Annotated in this window: 6 protein-coding genes; 2 read left to right on the top strand and 4 right to left on the bottom strand. The window is 72.8% G+C overall.

Annotated elements, in window-relative coordinates:
- Positions 1–181 precede the first annotated feature (181 nt).
- The 4 genes from ACWFR1_RS22445 to ACWFR1_RS22430 form a co-directional block, all read right to left on the bottom strand.
- Positions 182–1270 carry a YlbL family protein gene (locus ACWFR1_RS22445; protein WP_453553806.1) on the bottom strand — a complete coding sequence of 363 codons (1089 nt, stop codon included), beginning with the start codon at positions 1268–1270 and terminating at the stop codon, positions 182–184.
- 60 nt (positions 1271–1330) lie between these two features.
- Positions 1331–1564, bottom strand: a complete 234-nt coding sequence (locus ACWFR1_RS22440; RefSeq protein WP_453553804.1) for a hypothetical protein — start codon at positions 1562–1564, stop codon at positions 1331–1333.
- Between the two features lie 171 nt (positions 1565–1735).
- Positions 1736–2197 (bottom strand): molybdenum cofactor biosynthesis protein MoaE, encoded by a 462-nt coding sequence (locus ACWFR1_RS22435; protein WP_453553802.1) that lies wholly within the window; start codon positions 2195–2197, stop codon positions 1736–1738.
- Positions 2198–2370: 173 nt separating this feature from the next.
- Positions 2371–3480 (bottom strand): SDR family oxidoreductase, encoded by a 1110-nt coding sequence (locus ACWFR1_RS22430; protein WP_453553800.1) that lies wholly within the window; start codon positions 3478–3480, stop codon positions 2371–2373.
- A gap of 260 nt (positions 3481–3740) precedes the next feature.
- Between ACWFR1_RS22430 and ACWFR1_RS22425 the strand changes: the two genes are divergently transcribed.
- Both ACWFR1_RS22425 and ACWFR1_RS22420 read left to right on the top strand, forming a co-directional pair.
- Positions 3741–5174, top strand: a complete 1434-nt coding sequence (locus ACWFR1_RS22425) for a zinc-dependent metalloprotease (RefSeq protein ID WP_453553798.1) — start codon at positions 3741–3743, stop codon at positions 5172–5174.
- Entirely contained in the window at positions 5171–5695 is a 525-nt protein-coding gene (locus ACWFR1_RS22420; RefSeq protein ID WP_453553796.1) for an NUDIX hydrolase, read from the top strand. Before ACWFR1_RS22425 ends, ACWFR1_RS22420 begins: the two co-directional genes overlap by 4 nt.
- The last annotated feature ends 86 nt before the right edge of the window (positions 5696–5781 follow it).

Genomic DNA, 5781 nt, shown 5'->3' with positions numbered 1-5781 from the left:
TCGCACCACCGCCGACGACCGCGAGTAGTCCGGGTGACGACGGCAAGCACCGCCGCCGACGTGGGGCGGGGCGGGGAGGGCCCCCCCCCCGGAGGCGCCCCCCCCCCCGGCCCCCGGGGGGCGCAACCCCCCGGGGCCCCCGGGCCCCCCCCCGGGCCGCCCCTCGTACGTCTGCGGGCCCTCAGCTCCCGGAGCAGCTCGGCAGGTTCGCCGTGTCGCCCTTGCGGAGCTTCTCCAGCGACTTCGTGGCGTCGTCGATGGTGTCGACCTTGATCAGGGTCAGGCCGCCGGGCGTGTCGGAGGCGGCGGACGCGCAGTTGTCGGCCGGGGTGAGGAAGTACTGGGCGCCCGCCGAGCGCGCGCCGACGAGCTTCATGTCGATGCCGCCGATCGGGCCGACCTTCCCCTTGTCGTCGATGGTGCCCGTGCCGGCGACGAACTTTCCGCCGGTGAGGCTCTCCGGGGTGAGCTTGTCGACGATGCCGAGGGCGAACATCAGGCCGGCGCTGGGGCCGCCGACGTCGGCGAGGTTGATGTCGATGGTGAACGGGAAGACGTGGTCGGTGCCGGCCTGGATGCCGACGACGGCCCGGTCGCCCTCCTCGGAGGTGGCGGTCGTGATGACCACCTTCCGGGTGACGGTCGGCTCCTTGCGCGCCTTCTCGGCCTCGGCCGCCTCCTTGGCGGGGACGATCGTGAACGCGACGTCCTGGCCGGGCTTGCGCTTCGTGACCTGCTTGGCGACGTCGCCCGGCTCGCTGACTGCCACACCGTCGACGGCCCTGATCACGTCACCGGCGTGCAGCTTGCCCTCCGCCGGGGAGTCCTTGACGACGGTGGCGACGACGACGCGGCTGGTCACCGGGATGCCCAGCTCCCCGAGGGCCGCCACCTTGGCGCTCTCCTGGGACTGGCTGAACTCCTCGGCGTTCTCCTGACTCGACTGCTCCTCGGTCTTGCCGTCCGGGTAGAGCGTGTCGTGCGGCACCACCACGTTGTCGTGGGCGAGCCAGCCGTAGACCGCCTCGACGGCGTTCATCTTGTAGTCCGCGCTGGTGACGCGGACCGTCGTCATGTTGAGGTGGCCGTCGGTCGGGTAGGTCTTGCGTCCGGAGATCGAGAGGACGGGCTCTCCCCTGGCCTCTCCCAGGGTGTTGACCGTGGGGCCGGGACTCATCTCCGCGTACGGCACCGGGATCAGGACGCCTGCGATGAGCAGACAGATCAACACCAGGGTGGAGGCGAGCATCGTCGCGGTGCGGCGTGGCATGGAACGACAGTACGGGACTCGCCTGTGGGTGCACCCCTGGGGCGGGCCGTACGAGCGGGGTCAGCGGGAGGGTGACGTGGTCACGGGAGTCACCACCGCGCTCGCGTCCCGCTCCGGGAGGCCCTCCGCACCGGCGGGCGTGGGGTGGGAACGCTCCATGGCGTCCCTGAATCGGGCGTAGCCGGCGAGCTCGGCCACGTCACCTGTCGTCTTGTTCCTCGAAGCCCAGCTTCCCCATATCGCCGCGCCGACGACTGCGAAAAGCGGAATCAGCAACCAGGCCAGCGCTGCCATCCCGACCTCCCATCCCCAGTGAGTTGATCAGCAGACTCTTCATCTGTGGCATCAACGCTGCTGCCTGGGGGCCGGTTACGCAAATCGGGCGTTCGGCTACGCGCTGTCGGCGCGTCGTCTTGCGGGCCGGGGCGGTGCCCCGCCCGGGCCGGGGCGGTGCCCCGCACCCCCTCAGCAGGCCCCCACCCACTCTTCGGTGCCGTCCGAGAAGGTCTGGTGCTTCCAGATCGGGACCTCGTGCTTGAGGTCGTCGATCAGCTTGCGGCAGGCCTCGAAGGCCTCGCCGCGGTGGGGGCAGGAGACGGCGACGACGACCGCGATGTCGCCGATCCGGAGGTCGCCGACGCGGTGGACGGCGGCCAGCGCGCGGACCGGGTAGTCGGCGACGACCTTCTCGGCGACCCGGCGCAGCTCCGCCTCGGCGGAGGGGTGACAGGAGTAGCCGAGGGCGTCGACGTCCGCGCCTCCGTCGTGGTTGCGCACGGTGCCCACGAAGAGCGTCGTGCCGCCGGAGGCGTCGTCACCGACGGCCCTGAAGACCTCGTCGACGGAGAGCGGGGTCTCCCGGATCGCGAGGAGCTTGATCGGGTCGGCGGCGGCCTGCTCGCCGGGGTGGTCGTGGGTGCGTGCCATGCGCCCATGGTGCCGCACGCCGCCGACATCCCGGAATAGCGGTTTCGACCGGTCGTCGGAACCCGGCGTAGGAGGGTTCTACAGGCCCGTCGTCGGAACCCTCCGTAGGAGGGTTCCGGAGACCGCTGGTCCGGTCCCCGTCCCGACGCGGGGCGGATCCCGGCCGGTTCGTGTCAGATCCCGCGCCGCTTCCGCATCTGCCGGACGAGCGCCGCCGTGCCGAGCAGGGCCACCGTCGCGCCGGCCGCGCCGGCCGCCGTAGCGTCCTTGCGGCCCAGGCGGCGGCCGGCGACCGTGTGGCGGCCCTCGGCCTCCTCCAGGAGCGCGGTGAGGACCTCCTCGTTCGTCCACCTCGGCCGCCAGCCGGCGTCGTGCAGCCGTCCGACGCTCACCACCCAGGGGTGCATGGTGTACGCGAGGTCGCCCGCCGGGGACGGGGTGAGCCCGATCCGGTGGAGGCGGGCCGCCGCGCCGAGGGCGACGGCCGAGGGGAGCTCCATGCGCCGGATCCCGGAGAGCTCCTCGACCTCCTCCTGCTCCAGCCAGCCCTCGCAGCCGACCGCGAACTCCCCGTCGACCTTCTCCAGGGCCGCGTACTCCAGCGCGCTCACCAGGTCCTCGACGTGGCAGAACTGCCAGGTGGGACGGGAGCCGGCGACGACGAGCAGCCGGGGCGACTCGAAGTAGCGGGTCAGCGCCGTGTCCGTACCGCCGACGAGGACGGCCGGGCGGACGACGGTGACGTTGAGGCCGGGGTGCGCGCGGGGGGCCCGGCGGCCGAGGCGCTCGATCTCCAGCATGTCGCCGACGCCGGTGGCCTCGGCCGTCGCCCTGAGCTCGGCGTCCTCGGAGAGCGGGATGTCGTTGTCGGGCAGGGCGCCGTAGACCATCGCGGAGGTGCAGAGCACCACGCGGTGCACGCCGGCGGCGGCGGCTGCGGTGAGGACCGTCTGCGTTCCCCGCACGTTGTAGGCCGTTCGGGCGGCGGGGTCGGTCTCCAGGTCGAGATCGACGGCGAGGTGCACGACGACGTCCGCGCCGCGCAGCTTCTCCGCGATGGCCGGATCGCGTACGTCGAGGATGTGCCAGCGCGCCTCGGCGACCTCGCCGCGGCGCTCGTCGATCGCGACGACCTGCTTGATCTCGTCGGAGGCGGCGAGGCGCCGGGTCAGCAGCTCACCCACGCCGGAAGCGGCGCCGGTGACCGCGACGACGGGGCCGCGCGCGGCGGACCGGGTTGAGTGGTTTCGCGCTCCGCGAACCTGAGGATCTGGGGAACTCACCGGGCGTCTCCAGCGGTTGTCTTCAGTACGTACACGCATGACGCGTACGGACCAGGTGGCGTCCATCCTGCCGCAGGGCACGTCCCGGCGGAGCACCGAGCCCGTTTCCGGCCCGGATGTCGGGTGGTGTCCAGCCTCCGCGAGCCCGGCCCGATCGGCGGGACACCACCTACGCTGGTGGTGTGCGGGTCTGTCTGACAGGCCTGGTCGGGCAGTCGCCGTCGGCAGGAGGCCGGCGGCCCTACGAGCCGAGGAAACCTGTGAGTGACACCCCATTCGGATTCGGCCTTCCGCCGGAGGAGCCGGAGAACGGCGACGAGGGCAAGAAGAAGGACCCCGCCGGAGGTGGCCAGGGCGGCAACCCGTTCGGGGCGAACCCGTTCGGCTTCGGCGGGCTGCCCGGCATGGGCGGCGCGGGCGGCGCGGACAATCCGTTCGCGGCGATGTTCGGCTCGCTGAACCCCAACGATCTGGGGGCGGCCTTCCAGCAGCTCGGGCAGATGCTGAGCTACGAGGGCGGTCCCGTGAACTGGGACATGGCCAAGCAGATCGCCCGCCAGGTGGTGGCCCAGGGCACCGCCGACGGCACCAAGGACGCCAGTGTGGGCCCCGCGGAGAAGGCCGCAGTCGAGGAGGCCGTGCGCCTCGCCGACCTGTGGCTGGACGGCGTGACCTCGCTGCCCTCGGGCGCGAGCACGGCCGTGGCGTGGAGCCGCGCGGAGTGGGTCGAGGCGACGCTGCCGGCGTGGCAGCAGCTCGTGGACCCGGTCGCCGAGCGGGTCGGCGCGGCGATGGGCGACGTCCTGCCGGAGGAGATGCAGGCCATGGCCGGCCCGCTGATCGGCATGATGCGCTCCATGGGCGGCGCGATGTTCGGCCAGCAGATCGGGCAGGCCGTCGGCGCGCTCGCCGGTGAGGTCGTCGGCTCGACCGATGTCGGTCTGCCGCTCGGCCCGGCGGGGCGCGCGGCGCTGCTCCCGCTGAACGTCGAGGCCTTCGGCAAGGACCTTGGCGTGCCCTCGGACGAGGTGCGGCTCTACCTGGCCCTGCGCGAGGCCGCCCACCAGCGGCTCTTCGCGCACGTGCCGTGGCTGCGGGCGCATCTGTTCGGTGCGGTCGAGGGGTACGCGCGCGGGATCAAGGTCGACACCTCGAAGCTGGAGGAGGCGGTGGGCCAGCTCGACCCGACGCATCCGGAGCAGCTGCAGGAGGCCCTCCAGCAGGGCATGTTCCAGCCGGAGGACACGCCGGAGCAGAAGGCGGCCCTGGCCCGTCTCGAGACGGCGCTCGCGCTGGTCGAGGGCTGGGTGGACGCGGTGGTCCACGAGGCCGCCAAGTCCCGGCTGACCTCGGCGGACGCGCTGCGCGAGACGCTGCGCCGGCGCCGGGCCTCGGGCGGTCCCGCCGAGCAGACCTTCGCGACGCTGATCGGTCTGGAGCTGCGTCCGCGGCGGCTGCGTGACGCGGCGCGCCTGTGGGCCTCGCTCACGGAAGCGCGCGGGGTCGACGGCCGGGACGGTCTGTGGGAGCACCCGGACATGCTGCCGACGGCGACCGACCTGGACGACCCGGACGGCTTCGTGCACCGCGAGCACCTCGACTTCTCCGAGCTGGACAAGATGCTCGGCGAGGCCGCAGGGGGCCGCTCGGACGACGAGGGCAAGGACGAGGGCAAGGACGACGGCGCCAAGTGACCCTGCACGACGACGCGGTCCTCGTACTGAAGGCCTACGAGGACCAGGCCGAACTGCGTGACCTGTATCTGGAGCACCTGGCGGCGCATCCGGACGGCATGTACAAGCCCTGCGGGGCGGGCCATCTCACGGGCAGCGCGCTGGTGATCGACCCGGCCCACGGGCGGGTGCTGCTGACGCTGCACAAGAAGCTGGGCATGTGGCTGCAGATGGGTGGCCACTGCGAGCCCGGCGATCGGACGATGGAGGCCGCGGCGCTGCGGGAGGCGACCGAGGAGTCGGGGATCGCGGAGCTGACGCTGCTGCCGGGCGGTCCCGTGCGGCTCGACCGGCATCCGATCCCGGCGCCCTGTCACTGGCACCTGGACGTGCAGTACGCGGCGCTGGCCCCGGCGGGGGCGGCGGAGCGGATCAGCGAGGAGTCGCTGGACCTGCGCTGGTTCGCGTACGAGGAGGTGGCCGGTGTGGCGGACACGTCGGTGGTGCGGCTGCTCGAAGCGACGCTGGCCCGGCTTCCTTAGGTCGTACGTGTGAGGGGCGGGGGGCGCGGCGCCCCCCCCCCCCCCCGAAGCGCCGTGGTGGGGTACAGGCGGGGGTTTTGGTGTGA

The organism is Streptomyces sp. NPDC055103, from assembly GCF_053607625.1.
The sequence above is the reverse complement of the archived record's forward strand: the minus strand, read 5'-3'. Positions and strand labels throughout refer to the sequence as shown.